We start from the raw sequence: 20,628 nt of genomic DNA, 5'->3' as shown, positions 1-20,628 counted from the left end.
CCCACCGGCCACACCTACACCACCCACCCCGCCGACACCGACCACCCCTACCAACCACCCCACCAGCCACCCCACACCACCCCCACGAACCCGACCACCACCCTCACCACCGCCCCACCACCCCACCCCGACCCCGAACCACCCTGGGCACACGCACCCGCCCACGCCGTCGCGTGAGATGGGGCGGGTCAGCAGCGGAAGCGCCCGACCTGCTCCCCGAGCTCGTCGGCGAGGCGGGCGAGGTCCGTGGCGGCGACGCGCGTGGTCCCGGCGACCTCGCTCGTGGCCGCGGCCGCCTCCGCCACCCCCGCGACCCCGGCCGCGATCTCGCCCGCTCCGGCTGCCACCTCGGCAACACCCCGGGCGATCTCCGCGGTGGTGGCTTCCTGCTGCTGGACGGAGGCGGTGATGTCGCCCTGCAGGTCCCGCACGGTCCCGACGGTGCCGGCGAGGCTGGTCACGCCCTCGACGGCGACCGCGGTGTCGGACTGGATGGCGTGCACCTTGCGGGTGATGTCCTCCGTGGCCCGGGCGGTCTCCTGCGCGAGCTCCTTCACCTCGGTCGCGACGACGGCGAAGCCCTTGCCGTGCTCGCCGGCCCGCGCCGCCTCGATCGTGGCGTTGAGCGCGAGGAGGTTCGTCTGCTCGGCCACGGCGGAGATGAGCCGGACGACGGTTCCGACCTCCTCGCTCGACGTCCCGAGCTCGCGCACGGCGTCAGCCGTGCGGCCGGCGACGGCCACGGCCGAGACCGCCTGCTCGACGACCTCGGCGGCCGCTCGCGCCACCTCCTGCACCGACGCCGCCATCTCCTCGGAGCCGCCCGCGACGCCCTGGACGGTGCTCGACACCTGCTCCGCGGCCGCTGCGACGACGCCCGCCCGGCCGGCGGACTGCTCCGCGGCGGCGGCGATCTCGTCGGCGGACCGTGTCATCGTCTCCGCGGCCGAGCGGAGGGACGTGGCCGTCCCGGCGAGCCGCGTGAGCAGCGCCCGCAAGGACGCGGTGGCACGGTCCAGTGCCTCGGCGGTGCGGCCGACCTCGTCGCGCGAGGTCACCCCGGCGACCACCGTGAGGTCGCCTGCCCCGAGGGCCTCCGCGACGGCGGCGACGCGTGCCAGCGGCCGGGTGACGGCGCGTGTCACCGCGCGGGCCAGCAGGACGAGCACGACGAGCGCAGCCAGCCCCGTACCGAGCAGGACCACCAGGGAGCGGCTGCGCTCTCGTGCGACGTGCGCCTCGGCCTCGTCGGCCACCGCGGAGACGGAGTCGGCGACCGCCGGCAGCTCGGCCTCGAGCGCCTCGAACGCGCGCGAGAACCCGGTGTAGTCGTTCGCCGCGACCCGGGGGTTGGCGCCCGCCCGCTCCACGACCTGCTGCGCGGACGCGAGGTAGCCGTCGACCGACGGGCGTACGGATTCGACCGCGTCCTCGACGCCCGGCCCCAGTCCGGCGGAGGCGACGTCGTCGAGCCGCGCGCGCATGAGCTCGCTGTGCTCGACGAGGTCGGCGGCGGCGGCCGCCCGCTCCGCCTCCGAGCCACGCTCACCGGCGCGCAGGGCCCGCAGGACGTCGCCCCTGACCGCGTCGTGCATCATGTCGGTCTCCAGCGACGCCCGGGTGGCGGCGCCGGCCGTCAGCAGCTCGGCCGCGGTGTCCGCCGAGGACCGCACCCCGATGACCCCGACCGCGGTCGTCGTCGCGAGGGCCGCCGCGGCCGCACCGACGAGGAGCGCGATCTTGCCCGACGTCGCCAGGTCGGCGAAACGGGCGCGACGACGGGCGGGACTGCTCATCGGGTCCTCCGGGACGTGGGGACGAGCGGGTCCCCGTCCTCCCCTGCCTGTCGACTCGTCGGACATGATCTTGAGGCCTCGGCCACCTACGATGCGCCCGTGGCCCAGTCCCCCACGCCGACGGACACCCCGGTCGTCACCGCGAGCGCCCCGTGGCACGCGCTCGACCCGCGCGTCGCGTACGAGGTGCTCCGCCTCCGCGTCGACGTCTTCGTCGTCGAGCAGCAGTGCCCCTACCCGGAGCTCGACGGCCGCGACATCGAGCCGCGGACCGAGCACCGCTGGGTCCACCCCGAGGGCGCACCGGATGACGTCCTCGCCTACCTCCGGGTCCTCGACGACACGACGGGCGAGGGCCCGCGCGTCGCCCGGGTCGGGCGCGTCGTGACGGCACCGCGCGCGCGTGGTCGGCGTCTCGCGGACCGGCTCGTCGCGGACGTCGTCACGGAGCTCGGGGCCGACAGCGACGTCGTCCTCGACGCCCAGTCCCACCTCGCCGGTTGGTACGCCCGGCACGGCTTCGTGCGCGACGGCGACGACTTCGTGGAGGACGGCATCCCCCACACCCCGATGCGGCGCCCGCGCGGCTGAGGCGCGTGGTGCGCCGGCCGCGTCAGGGCACCATCAGGGCAGCGTCTCGACGAGCTCCGGCAGACCCAGGCGCGGGCCGGTGTAGAAGGGCAGCTCCTCGCGCACGTGGCGACGTGCACCGGTGTTCCGCAGGTCGCGCATGAGGTCGACGATGCGGTGCAGGTCGTCGGCCTCGAACGCGAGCAGCCACTCGTAGTCGCCGAGCGCGAAGCTCGACACGGTGTTGGCCCGCACGTCGGGGTACGGCCGCGCCGCCCGACCGTGCTCGACGAGGAGCTCGCGGCGTTCGTCCTCCGGCAGCAGGTACCACTCGTAGCTGCGGACGAAGGGGTAGACGCAGAGGTAGCCGCGCGGCTCCTCCCCCGCCATGAACGCCGGGACGTGGCCGCGGTTGAACTCCGCCGGGCGGTGCAGGCCGACGACGCTCCACACCGGGGCGAGGTGCGCGCCCAGGTGGGTGCGACGCAGCGCGTGGTAGGCCGCCTGCACCGTCTCGACGCGGGGCGCGTGCCACCACACCATGAGGTCGGCCTCGGCGCTCATGGCACCGAGGTCGTACCAGCCCCGCACGACGAGGTCGTGGTCCGCGACGAGCGGCGCGAGTGCCTCCTCGACCTCCTTCGCCAGCTGGGCGCGGTCGGCCTCGGCCGGCAGCGGGGCGGCCGAGGCGAACACCGACCACGCGGTGTACCGGATCGTCGCGTTGATCTCCTCGGCGGCGGCGTGGGCGCTCATGCGGGCAGTATCCCAGCCCGGCCCCGGCGCTGGGCGGGGGTGGCCCCGGCCAGCGCGGCCGCGGCGGCCCGCCCGGAGGCGATGCACGCCGGCACCCCGACCCCGTCGACCCAGCCGCCGGCGACGGCGAGCCCGCCGACGCCGGACACCACCCGCCGGATCCTCTCCACCCGGGCGGCGTGACCGACGGTGTGCTGCGGCAGCGCCCCGCCCCAGCGCGCGACGTGCCCGTCGACGACGACGGGCGCGGGGAGCCCGTCCACGGCGAGCAACCTCGCGAGGTCCCCGGCCGCGAGGTCGACGAGGTCGGCGTCGGGGCACCGGAGCACCTCTTCCTCCTCGCGCCGCCCGAAGGACACCCGGACGACCTCGCGGTCGCCGGCCTCGTCCGCGAGCCACCCCCACTTCCGCGTGCTGAAGGTCACCGCCTTGGCGCGCACACCGGCGGCCTCCGCCTCGTGCGGCGGCACGAGGAGCCCGGAGCGCTCCGGGACGGGCGAGGCGACGGCGAGCGCCACCGTCGCGACCGAGACGACCGGCACGGCGTCGAGGAGGTCGCCGGCCTCGGGCGCGACCGCCGCCAGCAGACGCGCCGCAGGACGGGTGGGCAGCGCGACGACGACCGCGTCGGCCGTCAGCCGCTCGGAGGTGCCGTGGGGGCCGCCGACCGCGACGTCCACCACCCAGCCGGCGCCCGAGCGCGCGAGGCCGGTGACGAGAGTGCCCGTCCGCACCTCGGCACCACCGCGACGCAGGACCTCGACGGCCGCGTCGACGATGCCCGCCATGCCACCCCTCACGCCCGTGAAGACCGGAGCTGCGCCCTGCCCGCTCGGCGCGGGCTGCCGGGCCGACTCCCCTGCCGCCTCCCCTGCCGCCTCCCCTGCCGCCTTCTCTGCCGCCTCGTCGACCGCCTGCGCGAGGGGCCGGCCCTCCCGCCACGCCCGCCACAGCGCGGGAACGGTGGCGCGCAGGGACAGCTCGTCCGTCCGTCCGGCGTGGACCCCGCCGAGGAGCGGCTCCACGAGCACGTCGAGGACGTGCGGGCCCACCTCCCGCGTCACGACCGAGGCGACGTCCACGTCGACGTCCTGACCGGTGTCACTGCCAGGGGGGCCGACCGGTGCGCGGCGCGCGCGGGCCCCGGCGGCTCGCGTCATGACCGAACGCGTCCGCGCGACCTCCTCGGGTGTGAGGACGCCGGACAGGTCGGTGCCGGTGCCGGGCACCCCCATGACGGTGCCGCGGGGCAGGGACCGCACCCCGTCGCGTCGCCACACCCCCGGCGCCGCTGCCGTCGGCGCCACCAGCCGGTCCCCGAGCCCGACGCGTCGCACGAGGTCGACCCCCTCGGGACGACGGGCGAGGACGGCCTCGACACCGACGTCCACCGGGACGCCCGCGACCCTCTCCCGGTGCAGGAGCCCACCCGGCTCGGCGCGGGCCTCCACGACCGTCACGTCGGCACCGGCGTCGACGAGGTCGAGCGCCGCCGAGAGTCCGCTCACGCCGCCGCCGAGGACGACGACCCGCGACCCGCTCACCGCCCGAGCCGCTCGCGCTCGGCGTCGCGGTCGAAGGCGTGGACGAGGTCGGTGAGCCGCGCGAGCTGGTCCGGGTCGGTCGCCGGGAGCACCCCGTGGCCGAGGTTGAAGACGTGCCCGGGGGCCCGGAGCCCGTCGCGCAGGACGTCGGTCGCACGCGCCGCCACGACGTCCCACGGCGCGAGGAGGAGGGCCGGGTCGAGGTTGCCCTGCACCGGCCGGGCGAGCCCGGCTGCGGCGAGCCGGTCGACGGCGTCGGCGAGTGTGAGGTGGAAGTCCACCCCGGCGACGTCGCCGCCCGCCCGCGCCATCGAGACCAGCAGGTCCTGCGTCCCGACCCCGAAGTGGATCCGCGGCACGGGGCGTCCGTCCGCGCCGGGCACCTCCGCGACCTCGGCGAGGACGCGGGCGGAGTGCGGCGCGACGTGCCGCTCGTAGTCCGGCCGCGCGAGGGCTCCCGCCCACGAGTCGAAGAGCTGGACCGCGGCGGCACCGTGCTCCACCTGGGTGCGGAGGAAGGCGCTCGTGAGGTCGGCGACCTTCGACAGCAGGGTCGCGAAGAGGTCGGGCTCGGCGAGCATGAGCGACTTCGTGCGGGCGTGGTCGCGGCTGGGGCCGCCCTCGACGAGGTAGCTCGCGAGCGTGAACGGCGCACCGGCGAAGCCGAGCAGGGGGGTGGCGCCGAGCTCGGCCCGGGTGAGCCGGACCGCGTCGACGAGGAACGCCAGGTCGAGGTCGTCCGGTCCGGGGAGCGCGGCGACGTCCGCCGCGGTGCGCACCGGGCTCGCGACGACGGGGCCGGTGCCGGGGACGATGTCGACGTCCACGCCGGCCGCGTGCAGCGGCACCACGATGTCGCTGTAGAGGACGGCGGCGTCGACCCCGTAGCGCCGCACCGGCTGCACGGTGATCTCCGCGACGAGCTCGGGAGTGCGGCACGCCTCGAGCATCGCCGTGCCGCCTCGGGCGGCCCGGTACTCCGGCAGGGACCGCCCGGCCTGCCGCATGAACCACACGGGGGTGCGGTCGACGGGCTCGCCGCGCGCCGCACGCACGAGGTCCGGCAGGCGCGTCGTGCTCTCCGGCATCACGTGGGCCACGGGTCGATCGTCCCACCCCTCGTCCGGCCCACCGCGACACGCCCGACGCCGGGCGCCGTCGCTCGCCCCCGACGTCGGTCCCCGGACCTACCCTGCAGAGGTGACCACGACCCGGCTCCCGGCGGGTGCCCCCGCCGGGACGGACGTCCCGGCCCCGGAGGTGTTCCTCCGGGCGGTCGAGGCGCTCCGGGCGACGGTCGTCCGCCCCGAGGTCGCCCTCGAGGAGATCCCGCCGCCGCGCAAGGTCGCGCCGTGGGCGCACGCGCTCGACGGCCACCTCGACCTGTCGGCCCTGCGCTACGCGACGGACGCGCTCGACGAGCCCGACGCCGACGACGCCGGCGGGCGCTTCGTCCTGCTCCACGACCCCGCCGCCCCCGAGGCGTGGGGCGGCGACCTCCGCGTCATCGCCCTCGTCAAGGCGGTCGTCGAGCCCGAGCTCGCCGAGGACCCCCTGCTGTCGGAGGTCGTGTGGTCGTGGCTCGGCGAGGCGCTCGAGGGCCCCCAGGCGCGGGCCCGTCGTCTGGGCGGGACGGTGACGCGGGTCGTGTCGGAGAGCTTCGGGAGCCTGTCGGCGCGGCCGTCGGCCATCCAGGTCGAGCTCCGCGCGTCGTGGTCGCCCGAGGGCCACCCGGGCGCGCACCTGCAGGCGTGGGCCGACGTCCTGTGCCGGGTCGCCGGGCTGCCACCGCAGGCGGTCGGGGTCAGCGCCCTCCCGCGTCGACGCTGACGCGACGCCGGGTCCACGCGTCTCGACGCCGGGTCCGCAGGACGACCACCTCCCCCGTCCTCAAGTCGGTCGTGGCACCCGCCGATCATCCGTCCAGCACCGGGAGCAGGGCTCCCGCTGGACAAGGAGGCACCCATGACCACCGTGGTCCCCGACCGGGCACGGATCCCCCTCAGCCGGGGGCGGTTCCACGCGGCCGTCGTGGCCGGTTCCCCCGGGCTTCGCGAGTCCCTCGCGCGGGTGCTCACCTCCCTCGGCGCCGCCGACGTCTCCACCGTCGGGCTCGTCAGCGAGACCCGGACCCTCGGCCGCGGCGGCATGGCGTCCCTCGCCGTCGTCGAGAGCCAGCTGCCCGACGGGTCCGGCATCGCCGCCGTCGAGACGCTCCGGTCGCTCGGCTGGTCCCGCACGGTCCTGCTGTCGCAGTCCACCGACCCGTTCACCGTCCGCGGTGCGCTCATGGCCGGTGCCCGCTGCTTCCTCGTGACGAGCCGCCCCGCGCCGCCCGCGCAGCCCACCGGCCCCACCGACCCGGGCGTCGAGCAGCTGTCCGCGCGGGAGGTCGAGGTCCTGCGTCTCGTCGCCGACGGCCGCTCGAACAAGGACGTCGGGGACTCCCTCGGCCTGTCCGCGCTCACCGTGAAGAGCCACCTCGCGCGCATCGCCCGCAAGCTCGGCACCGGCGACCGCGCGCAGATGGTCGCCATCGCCATGCGCGCCGGCGCCGTCACCTGAGGCACGCCGCGACCCCGCTCGCCCTGTCCGGGTGAGCCGTCCCCGTACCCTGGCCCCCGTGCCCGACACCGCCGAGACCGTCGACCGCGACGAGCCCGGCGACCGGACCGGCACCGCGACCGCGGACAGCCCCGCCGCTCCCCCGGTCCCCGTGCTCAGCGAACCGCGCGATGGCACACCGCCGGTCATCACGTCCCAGCCCGCGCTCGACCGCGCCGTCGACGCCCTCGCCGAGGCCGACGGACCCGTCGCCGTCGACGCCGAACGCGCGTCCGGCTACCGGTACGGGCAGGCGGCGTACCTCGTCCAGCTGCGCCGCGGCGACGGGCCGACGGTGCTCGTCGACCCGGTCGCGGACCTCGACCTGAGGGCCCTCGCCCAGGTGCTCGACGGACCCGAGTGGGTCCTCCACGCGGCCTCCCAGGACCTGCCGTGCCTGGCCGCCCTGGGGCTGCGGCCCCGGGAGCTGTTCGACACGGAGCTCGGTGCCCGGCTCGCCGGCCTGCCGCGGGTCGGCCTCGCGGCGGTGACCGAGCACTACCTCGGGGTCGGCCTCGCGAAGGAGCACTCGGCCGTCGACTGGTCGACCCGCCCCCTCAAGGCGTCGTGGCTGGCGTACGCCGCGCTCGACGTCGAGCTCCTCCTCGACGTGCGCGACCGGCTCGCCGCCGACCTCGACGCCCAGGACAAGCTCGCGTGGGCCCGGGAGGAGTTCGCCGCCGTCGCCGCCGCCCCGCCGCCCGCCCCCCGCGTCGACCCGTGGCGGCGCACGTCCGGCGTGCACCGGCTGCGGACGAGGCGTGCGCAGGCCGTCGTCCGCTCGCTCTGGGAGGCGCGCGAGGAGCACGCCCGCCGCCGGGACGTCGCGCCCGGCCGGGTGCTGCCCGACTCCGCGATCGTCGCAGCCGCGACCGCGCAGCCCCGCACGCTCACCGCCCTCGCCGAGCTGCCGGTCTTCTCGGGCCCCGCGAACCGCCGCCTCGGCCGCTACTGGCTCGACGCGATCTCCGAGGCGCTCGCCCTGCCGGACGACGCGCTCCCGGGACCCGCGCCCCGCGGCGACGGGCCCCCGCCGCCGCGGCTGTGGTCCGACCGCGACCCCGACGCCGCGGCTCGACTGGCCCGGGTGCGGCCGGCGCTCGCGGGCGTCGCTGAGAGCGTCGACCTGCCGGTGGAGAACCTCCTCACCCCGGACACCGCCCGCCGGCTCGCCTGGGAGCCGCCCCAGCCGGCCGACGCCGCCGCCGTGGCGGCGTTCCTCCGTGACCGCGGTGCCCGCGAGTGGCAGGTCGCGCTCACGACCGACGTCCTCGTCGACGCGCTGGCGGGTCACGCGCCCTCCTGAGGCGCAGGACCGTCCCGGACCTCTTGTTACCGACCAGTAACCACGGCGGGTAGCATCGTCGGTGGCGCCCGTGAGGACGCGGGCCGCCCCGACCGACCGGGAGGTCCCGTGACCGCGACACCGAGGGACGTCGTCTTCGTCGACGGCGTCCGCACCCCCTTCGGCAAGGCCGGGGACAAGGGCATGTACGCCCAGACCCGCGCCGACGACCTCGTCGTCCGCTGCATCCGCGGGCTGCTGGAGCGCAACCCGCAGCTGCCGCCGGAGCGGGTCGACGAGGTCGCGGTGGCGGCGACCACCCAGACCGGCGACCAGGGCCTCACGATCGGCCGGACGGCCTCCCTGCTCGCGGGTCTGCCGAAGTCCGTGCCCGGCTTCGCCATCGACCGGATGTGCGCGGGGGCCATGACGGCGGTCACGACGACGGCGTCCGGGATCGGCTTCGGCGCCTACGACGTCGCGATCGCGGGCGGCGTCGAGCACATGGGCCACCACCCCATGGGCTCCGGCGTCGACCCCAACCCCCGCTTCGTCGCGGAGAAGATCGTCGACCCGTCGGCGCTCGTCATGGGCGCGACCGCGGAGAACCTGCACGACCGCTTCCCCGGCATCACGAAGGAGCGCGCCGACGCCTACGCGGCCGCGTCCCAGGCGAAGCTCGCCGCCGCCTACGAGGCGGGCAAGGTCCAGCAGGGCCTCGTGACGATGGCGACGCGGCACGCGGAGCGCGGCTGGGGCCTCGCCACCGCCGACGAGCCCATGCGACCCGGCACGACCGTCGAGGACCTTCGCGACCTGCGTACCCCGTTCCGCCCGCACGGCCGGGTGACCGCGGGCAACGCCGCCGGCCTCAACGACGGCGCCACCGCCTGCCTCGTCGCCGAGGCGGGCACCGCGCACGCGCTCGGCCTCACCCCCCGCATGCGGCTCGTGGGCTACGCCTTCGCCGGCGTCGACCCCGAGGTCATGGGCGTCGGGCCGGTCCCGGCCACCGAGAAGGCGCTGCGCCGTGCCGGGCTCACGATCGACGACATCGGGCTGTTCGAGATCAACGAGGCGTTCGCCGTCCAGGTGCTCGCGTTCCTCGACCACTTCGGCATCGCCGACGACGACCCGCGCGTCAACCCGTGGGGCGGCGCCATCGCCGTCGGGCACCCGCTCGCCTCCTCCGGCGTGCGGCTCATGACGCAGCTCGCCGCGCACTTCGAGGAGCACCCCGAGGTCCGCTACGGGCTCACGACGATGTGCATCGGCATCGGCATGGGCGGCAGCGTCATCTGGGAGAACCCGCACCACGCCGAGGCGGGCGCCTGGGCCCGACCCGACGCCGCCACCGGCGCCACCGCCGCCGAGGAGGGCGCAGCGTGAGCACGACGACGGACTCCCGCACGTACGACCGCGAGGCGATGACGACGCTCTACCCGGACGAGGTCGTCACCCGCACCGCCGTGCAGCACGTCCCGCTGCCCGACGGCGGCACCCTGGCCCTCCTCAGCCTCGACAACGGCCACGACCACACCAAGCCGACGACGTTCGGCCCCGCCGGTCTCTACGGGATCGCCGATGCGCTCGACGCCGTCGAGGCGGGCCTGGAGGCCAACGGCACGCGCGCCGTCGCCGTCACCGGCAAGCCGTTCGTGTTCGCCGTCGGCGCCGACCTCAAGGGCGTCGGGCAGGTCGTCGAGCGCGACCAGGCGCTCGCCTTCGCCCGGCTCGGTCACGACGTGTTCCGGCGGCTCGGCGAGCTGCCGGTGCCGAGCTTCGCCTTCGTCAACGGCGCCGTCATGGGTGGCGGGCTCGAGATCGCCCTCCACTGCACGTACCGGACGATCAGCTCCGGTGTGCCGGCCCTCGCGCTGCCGGAGTGCTTCCTCGGTCTCGTCCCCGGCTGGGGCGGCACGTACCTGCTGCCGCGCCTCGTCGGCCCGCAGGCCGCGCTGCAGGTGATGGTCGACAACGCCCTCAACCAGAACCGGATGCTCACCGGGCCGAAGGCCGCGGGCCTCGGCATCGCCGACGCGGTGTTCGAGCCCGCGGACTTCCTCGAGCGGAGCATCGCGTGGGCGGCCGACGTCCTCGCGGGTCGTGTCGAGGTCCCCCGCACCGACCACACCGCCGACGCCGCGACGTGGGACGGGACCGTGGCCGCCGCCCGGAAGGCCCTCGACGCCCGCCTCGCCGGCGCGGCCCCCGCACCGACCCGGGCGCTCGACCTCGTCGCGCTCGCGCGCACCGCCGACCGTGACGAGGCGTTCGCCGCGGAGGACGAGGCGCTCGCCGACCTCGTCGTGTCCCCGCAGTTCCGCTCCGGCGTCTACGCCTTCGACCTCGTCCAGCGCCGCGCGAAGCGCCCGCAGGGGGTGCCCGACAAGGGCCTCGCGCGACCCGTGACGTCCGTCGGCGTCGTGGGCGCGGGTCTCATGGCCTCCCAGCTCGCCCTGCTGATGGTGCGCCGGCTCGAGGTGCCCGTCGCGCTCACCGACCTCGACCAGAGCCGCGTCGACGCCGGCGTCGCCCGGGTCCACGGGGAGGTCGACACGCTCCTCGGCAAGGGCCGGATCTCCCCCGACACGGCCAACCGGCTCAAGGCGCTCGTCACCGGCAGCACCGACGTCGGGGTCTTCGCCGGCGCCGACCTCGTCATCGAGGCGGTGTTCGAGGAGATGTCGGTGAAGAAGCAGGTCCTCGGTCAGCTCGAGGCCGTCGTGCGGCCCGACTGCGTCCTCGCGACGAACACCTCGAGCCTGTCGGTGGCGGAGATGGCCGCCGACCTCGAGCACCCCGAGCGCATGGTCGGGATGCACTTCTTCAACCCCGTCGCGATCATGCCGCTGCTCGAGGTCGTCCGGGCACCCCGCACCGACGACGCGACGTACGCGACCGCATTCGCCGTCGGGAAGAGCCTGAAGAAGACGTGCGTGCCGGTCGCCGACGCGCCCGCCTTCGTCGTCAACCGGCTCCTCATCCGCCTCACGAGCGAGGTCTGCGAGGCGCTCGACGCCGGCACGCCGCCGGAGACCGTCGACGCCGCGCTGCGCCCGCTCGGGCTCCCGATGTCGCCGCTCGTGCTCCTCCAGCTCGTCGGGCCCGCCATCGCGCTGCACGTCCTCGAGAGCCTCCACGCGGCGTTCCCCGACCGGTTCACGGTCTCGCCGTCGCTGCAGCGGATCGTCGAGGCCGGTCACCCGGGTGTGTGGTCGTGGGACGAGCGCGGGAAGCCGTACCTGTCGGACGAGGTGAAGGCGCTCCTCCCGGAGCCGGCCGCGACGCCGGCGACCGCGGAGGAGGTGCTGCGCCGCAGCCTCGAGGCGCTCGCCCAGGAGGCCCGCCTGCTCCTCGACGAGGGGGTCGTCGCCGACCCGCGCGACATCGACCTCTGCATGATCACGGGCGCTGGGTGGCCGTTCCACCTCGGCGGCCTCCTGCCGCTGCTGGACCGGGAGGGCGTCTCCGAGCGGGTGACCGGGCAGCGGTTCCTGCCACCGGGCGTCGCGAGCCTGCCCGGCTGAGCAGCCGCCACGACACCTACGGCCGGTGACGGACCGCTCGCGACGCGAACGGCTCGTCACCGGCCGACGTGCGTCCGGGTGACGTCGCCCGCCGGCACGTCCCGGCGGTTTCGTCGCGGGCACCGGACGGGGAGTCTGGCCTCGTGCCGACGACCCGTGCGCCCGAGCCGCCCCGCGCCCCCGCGCGGCGGCCACGACGCCGTGCGCCGGCACGTCTGCGTCAGGCCGTCCTCGCGCTCGAGGTGCTCGACGAGGTCGACCTCGACCCGACCTCGACGGGGGTCCGGCTCGCCGCCGGCGGGGACCTGTCGTGGGCGGACGTCGAGGCCGCGGTCGGGCCGTGGGTCGAGGTGCCCGACCACCCCGTCACCCGCGCCCGGCTGCTCGCCGCCACCGAGGTCGCGGGGCTCCTCGCCGTCGGCGGCCCGGACGCCGTGCTCGCCGTGCTCCACGCCCACGGCGAGCCCGTCGACCCGGGGCCGCTGACCCCGGGCGAGGGCTGGGTGCGCGAGGCCGTGCCCGGCGGCGCGCTCGCGCTCGGCCCCGGCATCGCCGACCTGGGGCGGGTCCGGGACCCGCTGCCCCTGCCTCCGCTGCCCCTCGTCCGCGAGTCGCTCGGTGACCGGCTCGACGTCGCGTGGGACCGCGTCCGCACCGACCTCGAGCGGCTCGGCGGGCTGCTCGTCGAGCGGCTCGAGCGGGACGCGAGCGAGCGGCGCCCGCTCGTCCTGCGGCCCGTGGGCGCGGCCGACGTCGTCAGTCTCCTCGGCAGCGAGCGCGTCCGCGCGTTCGTCGCGAGCGGGGACGGCACGGGCATGCGGGGTCTCGCGGTCCCGGTCCGGGACCGCGGCTGGTTCGACCTCGCCCGCATCGACCCGGCCTACGTCCGGGCGGCGTGGGCGGCGAGCGAGCCCCTCTACCGCGCGTTCGACCGGCCGCTGCTCGTCACCCGCGACGAGGTCGCCGTGCCGCCCGACGGCGGTGACGTGCTCGGGGCGGTCCTCGCGGACCCGGCCGCGCCCGCCCGGCGCGACGTGCGCTGGCGCTGAGCGCCCGCACGCGTAGGGTCAGAGGCGGCCGGCGTCCTCTCCGGAGGGCTCCGACACCGGCGTGGTCCCGTCGGCGGACTCCCGGCTCACGACCTCCGCCAGACGCCGCGCGACGGCCTGGCCGGTCAGCCCGCACCGTTCGAGCAGCGCCGAGCGCGACATGTGGTCGGGGAACTCCTGCGCGAGGCCGAAGCCCTCGACGTGACGGCGGACGTCGGCCTCGGCGAGCGCCTGCCGGACCGCCGCGGCGACGCCGCCGGTGCGTCCGCCGTCCTCGACGACGGCGACGACGCGGTGACGACGAGCGAGGTCGACGAGGGAGCGGTCGACGGGCTTCACCCAGCGCGGGTCGACGACGGTGCAGTCGACGCCGTGCGCGGCGAGACGCTCGGCCGCCTCGAGGCTCACCCCGGCCATGGCGCCGACGCTCACGAGGAGCACGTCGGGCCGGTCGCCGTGGGGGGCACGCAGCACGTCGGTCGCGCCCTCGCGGGCAACCGCGGGGACGTCGTCGACGAGCGCGCCCTTGGGGAAGCGGACGACGGTCGGGGCGTGGTCGACGTCGAGGGCCTCGCGCAGCTCCGCGCGCAGCGTGGCGCCGTCACGGGGGGCGGCCAGGCGCAGGCCGGGCACGACCTGGAGGATCGACATGTCCCACATGCCGTTGTGGCTGGCCCCGTCGTCGCCCGTCGCGCCGGCGCGGTCGAGGACGAACGTGACGCCGGCCCGGTGGAGGGCGACGTCCATGAGGACCTGGTCGAAGGCCCGGTTGAGGAAGGTCGCGTACACCGCCATGACGGGGTGGAGGCCCGCGAGGGCCATGCCCGCGGCGGCGGTCGCGCCGTGCTGCTCGGCGATGCCGACGTCGGCGACCCGGTCGGGGTGCGCCTGGGCGAACCGCTGCAGCCCGACGGGGATGAGCATGGCGGCGGTGATGGCGAAGACGTCCGGCCGCTGTCGACCCACGGCGACCATCTCGTCCGCGAACACCGACGTCCACGACGGCGCTGCCGGGCTCAGCGACGCGCCGGTCACGGGGTCGATCGCCCCGATGCCGTGGAAGTGGTCGGCGTCGTCGGCCTCGGCGAGGTCGTACCCGCGGCCCTTCTGCGTGATGACGTGGACGAGGACCGGCCCGCCGAAGCGGCGCGCCCGGTCCAGGGCCCGCTCGACGGCCGGCCGGTCGTGCCCGTCGACAGGGCCGACGTACTTGATGCCGAGGTCGCTGAAGAGACCCTGGGGCGCGACGAAGTCCTTGATCGCGGCCTTCGCGGCGTGCAGGGCACCGAAGAGGAACCGGCCGAACCGGCCCCGGCGGACGAGGCTGCTGCGGCCCCAGTCGAGGAGACGCTCGTAGCGGCGGTCGGTGCGCAGCCCCGCGAGGTGCGTCGCGAGGCCCCCGATGGTCGGGGCGTAGGAGCGGCCGTTGTCGTTGACGACCACGACGACCGGTCGGTCCGGGTCGTGGGCGATGTTGTTGAGCGCCTCCCACGCCATGCCGCCGGTGAGGGCGCCGTCGCCGACGACGGCGACCGCGTGCCGGTCGGTGACGCCCTGGGCCTGGAAGGCGCGGGCGATGCCGTCCGCCCACGACAGGGCGGTCGAGGCGTGGGAGTTCTCGACGACGTCGTGCTCGGACTCTGCGCGGCTCGGGTAGCCCGACACGCCGCCCTCGCGGCGGAGCAGGGAGAAGTCCTGCCGCCCGGTCACGAGCTTGTGGACGTACGACTGGTGGCCGGTGTCGAAGACCAGGCGGTCGCGCGGGGAGTCGAAGACGCGGTGCAGGGCGAGGGTGAGCTCGACGACGCCCAGGTTGGGGCCCAGGTGCCCGCCCGTCGCGGTGACGGTGCGCACGAGGTGCTCGCGGATCTCCTCGGCGAGCCGGTCCAGCTCGGCGTCGCTGAGCCCGCGCAGGTCGGCGGGTTGCTGGATGCGCGGCAGCACCCGGGCGGGCCCCACGGGGGCGGCGGGTGTCACGGGGACCGCGGCTCCGCTCGGCTGCTCGGGGACGACGGGGCGACCGGTCGCGGCCGGCGCCTGCTCGTTCCTGTCCGTGGTCACCACTCCTCCGTGGCCGCGGCCGACTCTCGGCGCGGGCGGGCCCCGTCTGCGGGGCGTCCGTCCACGATACGGGCCGGATCGGCCCGGTGCCTGCGCGGCGGGCGGACGGAGCGCGCGGACGGTGGGGAGATCCTGGGGAGGTTCAGAGCCGCGGCACCCACCGACCGCCACGGAGGGCGTCGGCGAGCAGCGTGCAGCCGCGCCGGGTGGCGCGCAGCCGGGCGCCCTCGGCGTGCAGCACCTCGAGCGTCGCCTCGACGGTGCCGGTCGCGACGCCCGCCTCGGCGAGCTCGCCCCGCGCGGTGGACAGCGCCCGCGAGAGGCCGTCGAGCTGCGCGTCGACGTGCCGGGTCGCGAGCCACGCGAGGACGACCGGGTGCGCGAGCAGGACCGCGTGCCCGCGGTAGTCCGGGGGGCAGGCGTCGAGCAGCCAGCCGACCGCCCGCTCGACGAAGCGCGGCTCCCCCGGCGGGGGCACCGCCGCGGGCCAGCCCGGCGGGACGCGCCCCGACGCGCTGCGTCCGTACGTCACCGCGGCATGTGGGCCGCGGCGAGCTCGCGGAGGCGGGCGATCGCACCGGCGGCGTCGGCGGCGCCGTAGACCGCCGAGCCGGCGACGAAGACGTCGGCCCCGGCCTCCGCGCAGCGGGCGATGGTGTCCTCGGAGACCCCGCCGTCCACCTGGACGCGCACGTCGAGGTCGGCGGCGTCGACCGCCCGGCGGACACGGCGCAGCTTGGGCAGCGTGACGTCGAGGAACTCCTGCCCGCCGAAGCCGGGCTCGACGGTCATCACGAGGACCATGTCGACCTCCGGCAGCAGGTCCTCGTAGGCCTCGAACGCCGTGGCCGGTCGCAGGGCGAGGCCCGCCCGGGCCCCCGCCGCCCGCAGCGCCCGGGCCGTGCGGACGGGCGCCGCGGAGGCCTCGGCGTGGATCGTGACCCCCGCGGCGCCCGCCTCGGCGTAGTCGAGCGCCCACCGGTCGACGTCGCTCACCATGAGGTGGCAGTCGAGGGGGATCGGCGACGCGGCTGCGAGGGCCTCGACGACCGGCGCGCCGAGGGTGAGGTTCGGGACGAAGTGGGCGTCCATGACGTCGACGTGCGCCCAGTCGGCGTCGGAGATCCGCTCGAGCTCGTCCGCGAGGCGGGCGAAGTCGGCGCTGAGGATGCTGGGAGCCACGAGCGGTCGCTGCACGGCGCCAGGCTACGGGCGCCCCGGACGGTAGTCCCGCCGCGGCCTCGCGGGATGTTGACGTGTCCGTTTCGTGACTTTTACGGTGGCGACTCCCGCACCGACGTGCGGGACGGCCGGTGGTCCGTCGTGCTGCCGCCACCGGCCCGGTCTCCCCCCTCCGGAGGCAGCAGGGCGCTGCACGCCCACTCCCCCTGACGCGCACCCCGCTGCGCGAGCGTGCCCGGGCGTCCCGGACGGGACGAGAGGACACCTGAATGCGCACACGCACCGTTGCCCGCCACCGGGCCGACGTCCCCCGCACCGTCGCCGCCCGTCAGGGCGTCGCGGCTGCCGCCGCCGCGCTGCGCGGCACCCGGGCGGCCCGCACGGCGGCGCCCGCGGTCCTCGCCACGGCCCTCGCCGGGGCCGCGCTCGGCGCCGCACCCGCCAACGCCGCGCCCGGCGAGACGTGGGACCGGCTTGCCCAGTGCGAGTCCAGCGGCAACTGGTCGATCAACACCGGCAACGGCTACTACGGCGGCCTGCAGTTCTACCAGCCGACGTGGGAGGGCTTCGGCGGCCTCGCGTACGCCCCCCGCGCGGACCTCGCGACCCGCTCCGAGCAGATCGCCGTCGCCGAGCGGGTCCTCGCCGTGCAGGGCTGGGGTGCCTGGCCCGCGTGCTCGGCCCGGCTCGGCCTGAGCGGCACCGCCGACGCCGACCCCAGCCCGGCCCCGGCGCCGGAGCGCTCGAGCAGCTCCGGTGCGAGCCGGTCGAGCGGGTCGTCGTCGAGCCTGTCCGGGCGCTACACGGTCCGGGCCGGCGACACCCTGTCGTCGATCGCGGCGCGCTACGGCACGACCTGGCGGGAGCTGTACGCGGCGAACCGCGGGCGCGTCTCGAGCCCGTCGCTCATCTACGTCGGGCAGACCCTCGCGGTGCCGGGCTCCTCGGGCTCCTCCACCTCGTCGGGCTCGTCGGGCTCGTCGGGCTCGTCGGGCTCGTCGGGCTCGTCGTCGGGTGGCACGTACACCGTGCGCGCGGGCGACACGCTGTCCTCCATCGCCCGCCGCTACGGCACGACGTGGCAGGAGCTGTACGCCGCGAACCGGTCGGCGGTCGGCAGCAACCCGAACCTCATCAGCATCGGGCTGCGCCTGTCGGTCTGAGGTCGGTCCCCCGACCCGCGCCGCCGTGCCTCCTGGCACGGCGGCGCGGTCGTGTCAGCGACGACGGAGGAGGGCGAGGAACATGCCGTCCGTGCCGTGCACGTGCGGCCACAGCTGGACGAAGTCACCGGCGCGCGCGTCCGGTACCTCGGCGCCCGCACCCGCCGCGAGCGCGGCCCCGGCGTCGAGCACGTCCGCCTCGACCCCGGCCCTGGCCGAGCGGCGCACGACGTCCTCGACGACGAGGCGGGTCTCCGCCAGGTGCGGCGAGCACGTGACGTACGCGACGACCCCGCCGGGACGCGCGGCCGCCAGCCCGGAGGCGAGCAGCTCCCGCTGCAGCGGCGCCAGGGCGGCGAGGTCCGCGGTGGTGCGCCGCCACCGCGCCTCCGGGCGGCGGCGCAGCGCCCCGAGCCCCGTGCAGGGGGCGTCGACGAGGACGCGGTCGTAGGCGGCGGGCTCCTCCTCGCCGAGGGTGCGCCCGTCGCCGGTGCGGACCTCCCAGCGCTCGTCGGCGCCGGCGACGGCCTGCCGCACGAGCTCGGCGCGGTGCGGACTGACCTCGACCGACACGCCGGCGTGCCCGTCCCGGTGAGCGAGAGCCGACAGCAGCGACGACTTGCCGCCGGGCCCCGCGCACAGGTCGAGCCAGCGCTCCGGCCCGTCGGCGGGCGGGTCCAGCGGGACGGCGGCGAGTGCGAGCGCGACGAGCTGGCTCCCCTCGTCCTGCACCCGGGCGTGCGCCGTCCGCACCTGCGGGAGCCTGCCGGGGTCGCCCGCCGGCAGGGTCACGGCCCACGGCGACCACCGGCCCGGGGCGGCGCCACCGGCGACGAGGTCGGCCGGGTCGAGGAGCCCGGGGCGCGCGAGCAGCGAGACGGCCGCGGGCTCGTTGTCCGCCGCCAGCAGGTCGGGGGTCTCCTCGCCCGCGCGGCCGTGGGCCACGAGCGCCTGCCGCAGGGCCCGCACGACCCAGCGCGGGTGGGACAGCCGGGTCGCGAGGGCGGTGTCGGGGTCCGCGTCGTCGACGACTTCCGCGAGCCACCCGTCGAGGTCGCGCTCCGCGACGCGGCGCAGGACGGCGTTGACGAGCCCGGACGCCCCGGTCCCGACCGACTGCCGGACGAGGGCGACGGTCGCGGCGACGGCGGCGTGGTCGGGCACCCGCATGCCGAGCAGCTGGTGCACCCCGAGGCGCAGGGCGTCGCGGGTGGCCGCGTCGAGCCGGTCGAGCGGGCGGTCGACGACGCGGGCGAGGACGGCGTCGTAGAGTCCCTGCTGGCGCAGGGTGCCGTACGTCAGCTCGGTGGCGAAGGCGGCGTCGCGGCCCTCGAGGCCGGCCCGGCGCAGGGCTCCGGGCAGGACGAGGTTGGCGTAGGCGTCGTGCTCCGAGACCTGCCGGAGGACGTCGTAGGCGACGGTGCGGGCGGGGTCGGCGCGGCGCAGCCGCTCGCGGGCGGGCGCCCGGCCGTCCCGAGCCGGGCCGCGGCCGTCCCGAGCCGGGCCGCGGCCGCCCCGTGCCGGACCGCGCCCACCACCGGGTCGGTCGGGAGCGGGCATCAGTCGTCCGCCCCGTCGCCGAGCCGCGTGCCCTCCGGAAGACGCGCACCGCGCCACCAGTCGGCCGCGGGCACCGGGCGGCGACCCTCGGGCTGCACGTCACCCAGCCGGACCGCGGTCGTGGCCGTGCCGACGAGGACGTCCCCGCCCCGCGCCGCGATCTCGCCCGCGGCGAGGCCGGTCTCCTCGGTGACCCGGACCGGTGCGAGCTTGAGGCGACGCCCGGCCGCGGTGGTCCACGCGCCGGGGGCGGGCGTGCACGCCCGGACGCGCCGGTCGACGGCCACGGCGGGGTCGCCCCACCGGACGCGGGCGTCGTCGACGGCGAGCCTGGGCGCCCGCGAGGCGCCGGCGTCGTCCTGCGGGAGCGCGGTGAGCGCCCCGGCGGCCAGCCCGTCGAGGACCTGGACCAGCAGGTGCGCACCGGCCGTCGAGAGGCGCTCGAGGAGGGCCCCGGAGGTGTCGTCGGGCCGGATCGTCTCGGTCATGGTGGCGAGGACGGGACCGGTGTCCATGCCCTCGTCGAGCCGGAAGACCGTGGCCCCGGAGACGTCGTCGCCGGCGAGGACGGCGTGCTGCACGGGCGCGGCGCCGCGCCACGCGGGCAGCAGGGAGAAGTGGAGGTTGACCCAGCCGTGCTCGGGCACCGCGAGGGCCGCGGGCGGCACGAGCGCGCCGTAGGCGACGACCGGCACGCACGCCGGACGCAGCGCGGCGAGGTCGTCGAGGAACGCGGGCTCGCGCGGCGAGTCGGGGGCGAGGACCGGCAGGCCGTGCTCCTCGGCGAGCGCCCGGACCGGGCTCGGGCGGGAGCGCCGTCCCCGGCCGGCCCGCGCGTCGGGTCGCGTGACGACACCGACGACGTCGTGGTCGGAGGCGAGCAGCGCCCGCAGGGACGGGACGGCGACCTCGGGGGTGCCGGCGAGGACGACCCGCACTCAGCGCGCCGCGCCGAAGGTGGCGTGGGGGCTCACCCTGACCGTCGGCGCCTGCTCGCCGGCCCACTCCGCCTCACGGATCATCCGCATGGCGAGCTTCTTCTGCTCCCGGTCGAGCCGGTCGATGAAGAGGATCCCGTCGAGGTGGTCGGTCTCGTGCTGGATGGCGCGGGCGAGCAGCATCGACCCCTCGATGCTCACGGGGTCGCCGTGCATGTTCCAGCCCCTCGCGACGACGTTCATGGCGCGTCGGGTGTCGGCGTAGATGCCGGGGAACGACAGGCACCCCTCCTCGCCGTCCTGGCACTCCTCGGACAGGTCGAGGTCGGGGTTGACGAGGTGGCCGAGCTCACCGTCGACGTGCCACGTGAAGACGCGCAGCCCGACCCCGATCTGCGGTGCGGCGAGCCCGGCGCCGGGCGCGTCGAGCATCGTGTCCTCGAGGTCCTTGACGAGCTGCCGCAGCTCCTTGTCGAACGTCGTGACGGGCGCGGCGGGGGTGCGCAGGACGGGGTCGCCGAAGAGCCGGATGTCCTGGATCGCCATGACGACCAGTCTAGGTGGGGCCGGCGGCTGTCCGGACCGGTCGG

General features: G+C 76.7%; 18 protein-coding genes. 8 read left to right on the top strand and 10 right to left on the bottom strand.

Annotated features, from left to right (window positions below; translation table 11 throughout):
- Positions 1–188: 188 nt before the first annotated feature.
- Entirely contained in the window at positions 189–1,796 is a 1,608-nt protein-coding gene (locus WAB14_RS17730; protein WP_340271665.1) for a methyl-accepting chemotaxis protein, read from the bottom strand.
- 99 nt (positions 1,797–1,895) lie between these two features.
- Here WAB14_RS17730 and WAB14_RS17725 point away from each other — a divergent pair, with 99 nt between their 5' ends.
- Complete coding sequence (locus WAB14_RS17725) at positions 1,896–2,387, top strand: GNAT family N-acetyltransferase (protein ID WP_340271664.1); 492 nt, start codon at positions 1,896–1,898, stop codon at positions 2,385–2,387.
- Positions 2,388–2,420: 33 nt separating this feature from the next.
- Here the strand turns inward: WAB14_RS17725 and hemQ are convergent, their stop codons facing one another.
- The 3 genes from hemQ to hemE are packed head-to-tail and all read right to left on the bottom strand — an operon-like array spanning position 2,421 to position 5,754.
- Positions 2,421–3,122 (bottom strand): hydrogen peroxide-dependent heme synthase, encoded by a 702-nt coding sequence (hemQ, locus tag WAB14_RS17720; protein WP_340271663.1) that lies wholly within the window; start codon positions 3,120–3,122, stop codon positions 2,421–2,423.
- Positions 3,119–4,666, bottom strand: coding sequence for a protoporphyrinogen oxidase (gene hemG, locus WAB14_RS17715; protein WP_340271662.1), 1,548 nt, complete (start codon positions 4,664–4,666; stop codon positions 3,119–3,121). The genes hemQ and hemG overlap by 4 nt, the downstream gene beginning before the upstream one ends.
- On the bottom strand, positions 4,663–5,754 hold the full coding sequence (gene hemE / locus WAB14_RS17710) for a uroporphyrinogen decarboxylase (RefSeq protein WP_340271673.1): 1,092 nt from the start codon (positions 5,752–5,754) through the stop codon (positions 4,663–4,665). Before hemE ends, hemG begins: the two co-directional genes overlap by 4 nt.
- Positions 5,755–5,866: 112 nt before the next feature.
- On the opposite strand from hemE, the gene WAB14_RS17705 reads away from it, so the two are divergent.
- The 6 genes from WAB14_RS17705 to WAB14_RS17680 all read left to right on the top strand — a co-directional run bounded on the left by WAB14_RS17705 (position 5,867) and on the right by WAB14_RS17680 (position 13,134).
- The gene (locus WAB14_RS17705) at positions 5,867–6,496 is read left to right on the top strand and encodes a DUF3000 domain-containing protein (RefSeq protein ID WP_340271661.1); all 630 of its coding nucleotides are present in this window, start codon (positions 5,867–5,869) and stop codon (positions 6,494–6,496) included.
- 135 nt (positions 6,497–6,631) lie between these two features.
- Positions 6,632–7,231, top strand: a complete 600-nt coding sequence (locus tag WAB14_RS17700) for a helix-turn-helix transcriptional regulator (RefSeq protein WP_340271660.1) — start codon at positions 6,632–6,634, stop codon at positions 7,229–7,231.
- Between the two features lie 58 nt (positions 7,232–7,289).
- Entirely contained in the window at positions 7,290–8,576 is a 1,287-nt protein-coding gene (locus WAB14_RS17695) for an HRDC domain-containing protein (RefSeq protein WP_340271659.1), read from the top strand.
- A gap of 108 nt (positions 8,577–8,684) precedes the next feature.
- Entirely contained in the window at positions 8,685–9,944 is a 1,260-nt protein-coding gene (locus WAB14_RS17690) for a thiolase family protein (protein ID WP_340271658.1), read from the top strand.
- A gap of 38 nt (positions 9,945–9,982) precedes the next feature.
- Complete coding sequence (locus tag WAB14_RS17685) at positions 9,983–12,085, top strand: 3-hydroxyacyl-CoA dehydrogenase NAD-binding domain-containing protein (protein ID WP_340271672.1); 2,103 nt, start codon at positions 9,983–9,985, stop codon at positions 12,083–12,085.
- A 143-nt stretch (positions 12,086–12,228) separates the two neighbouring features.
- The gene (locus WAB14_RS17680) at positions 12,229–13,134 is read left to right on the top strand and encodes a hypothetical protein (RefSeq protein ID WP_340271657.1); all 906 of its coding nucleotides are present in this window, start codon (positions 12,229–12,231) and stop codon (positions 13,132–13,134) included.
- Positions 13,135–13,152: 18 nt separating this feature from the next.
- On the opposite strand, the gene dxs is transcribed toward WAB14_RS17680, so the two are convergent.
- From dxs to rpe, 3 genes are all read right to left on the bottom strand, one after another.
- Entirely contained in the window at positions 13,153–15,093 is a 1,941-nt protein-coding gene (dxs, locus tag WAB14_RS17675) for a 1-deoxy-D-xylulose-5-phosphate synthase (protein WP_377003129.1), read from the bottom strand.
- Between the two features lie 244 nt (positions 15,094–15,337).
- Positions 15,338–15,727: a hypothetical protein gene (locus tag WAB14_RS17670; RefSeq protein WP_340271656.1), complete on the bottom strand. Its 390-nt coding sequence runs from the start codon at positions 15,725–15,727 to the stop codon at positions 15,338–15,340.
- Positions 15,724–16,392, bottom strand: coding sequence for a ribulose-phosphate 3-epimerase (gene rpe / locus WAB14_RS17665; RefSeq protein WP_340271655.1), 669 nt, complete (start codon positions 16,390–16,392; stop codon positions 15,724–15,726). Before rpe ends, WAB14_RS17670 begins: the two co-directional genes overlap by 4 nt.
- A gap of 254 nt (positions 16,393–16,646) precedes the next feature.
- Between rpe and WAB14_RS17660 the strand changes: the two genes are divergently transcribed.
- Positions 16,647–17,540 carry a LysM peptidoglycan-binding domain-containing protein gene (locus WAB14_RS17660; RefSeq protein ID WP_340271654.1) on the top strand — a complete coding sequence of 298 codons (894 nt, stop codon included), beginning with the start codon at positions 16,647–16,649 and terminating at the stop codon, positions 17,538–17,540.
- Between the two features lie 54 nt (positions 17,541–17,594).
- On the opposite strand, the gene WAB14_RS17655 is transcribed toward WAB14_RS17660, so the two are convergent.
- Genes WAB14_RS17655 through def form a run of 3 tightly spaced genes read right to left on the bottom strand, consistent with a single transcriptional unit; the run spans position 17,595 to position 20,584 of the window.
- On the bottom strand, positions 17,595–19,100 hold the full coding sequence (locus WAB14_RS17655) for an RsmB/NOP family class I SAM-dependent RNA methyltransferase (RefSeq protein WP_340271653.1): 1,506 nt from the start codon (positions 19,098–19,100) through the stop codon (positions 17,595–17,597).
- Positions 19,100–20,038, bottom strand: a complete 939-nt coding sequence (gene fmt, locus WAB14_RS17650) for a methionyl-tRNA formyltransferase (protein ID WP_340271652.1) — start codon at positions 20,036–20,038, stop codon at positions 19,100–19,102. The genes WAB14_RS17655 and fmt overlap by 1 nt, the downstream gene beginning before the upstream one ends.
- A complete protein-coding gene (gene def, locus WAB14_RS17645) occupies positions 20,039–20,584 on the bottom strand; it encodes a peptide deformylase (protein ID WP_340271651.1) in 546 nt (181 codons plus the stop codon). It abuts the gene before it with no gap.
- Positions 20,585–20,628: the final 44 nt, after the last annotated feature.

It is taken from the genome of Aquipuribacter nitratireducens (genome assembly GCF_037860835.1).
GTDB classification, from domain to species: domain Bacteria; phylum Actinomycetota; class Actinomycetes; order Actinomycetales; family JBBAYJ01; genus Aquipuribacter; species Aquipuribacter nitratireducens.
This window is presented reverse-complemented; position numbering and strand designations above follow the sequence as displayed.